This is a genomic window from Bradyrhizobium sp. MI1.7 (genome assembly GCF_055811795.1).
Genome location: NZ_JBVVPO010000217.1, coordinates 1 through 944 on the forward strand (window position 1 = coordinate 1; position 944 = coordinate 944).

2 protein-coding genes are annotated in these 944 nt (G+C 67.8%); both read right to left on the reverse strand.

The genetic code is table 11. From position 1 onward, the window contains the following. On the reverse strand, positions 1-311 hold a 311-nt coding region (locus tag AC0L3X_RS47200; RefSeq protein WP_201266082.1), incomplete at its 3' end, for a chemotaxis protein CheW. A 27-nt stretch (positions 312-338) separates the two neighbouring features. Beyond that, positions 339-944: response regulator (locus AC0L3X_RS47205; RefSeq protein WP_473317619.1), on the reverse strand; the 606-nt coding region annotated here is incomplete at its 5' end.

The following is a 944-nucleotide window of genomic DNA, read 5'->3' on the forward strand; positions in this document are numbered from 1 at the left end:
TCGCCGATCTGGTCGATCAGGAGGCCGTAGGATTCACCGCGCAGGTCGACGCCGACCGCCATCGGGGTCTTGCCGTCCTCGGGCTTGGGCAGGCCGAGCCGGGCGCGCATGTCGACCACGGTGACGATGCGGCCGCGCAGGTTCAGCACGCCCGCGATCTCGCGCGAGGACAAGGGAACGCGGGTGACGCGCTCGGGCATGAACACGTCCTGCACGCGGGAGATCGGCAGGCCGAACAGCTGGCCGCCGATCATCGCGGTGACGTATTCGACCATGGCGCCTTCGCCGATCTGCGTCTTCTTGTTGCTCATAGCGGTATCTCCTGATCCCCAGTGCCGTTACGCCGCTGCCCGGCTCAGCTCGGAGGCGCCGGCGGCGCCCGCGGTCTGTTCCTTCAGCGCCGCGATCAGACCGGGACGGTCGAACTTGGCGACATAGTCGTGGAAGCCGGCCTGACGGCCGCGCTCGATCGCCGCCGGCGACACCAGCGCGGACAGGCCGATGATCGGCATCGCGCCCAGATTGGTGTCGGAGCGGATCACTTCGGCGAACTCGAACCCGTTCATGTCGGGCATCTCGATGTCGGTCAGGACCACGTCGAAGCTCTGCGCACGCAGCGCAGCCAGGCCCTCCTGCGCAGTCGGCGCGGTGCGGACGCGGTAGCCGGCCGCCTTCAGCACGGGTGCCAGCATGTTGCGGAAGAAGGCCGAGTCGTCGACCAGCAACACCGACTGCGAGTGCTGCGACGGCTTCATCTCCTTGCGGGTGAACCAGTCGGCGAACGCCATCGGCAGGAAGTGGCCGACGTCGATCACCTCGGTGGCCTGGCCCTTGATCACGGCCGAACCGAGAATGCCGGAGGCGGAGCCGCCGACCTCGATGTTGAGCCGTTCCTCGACGATGTCGATGATCTCGTCGACGACGAGGCCCATGGAGCGGCCGTC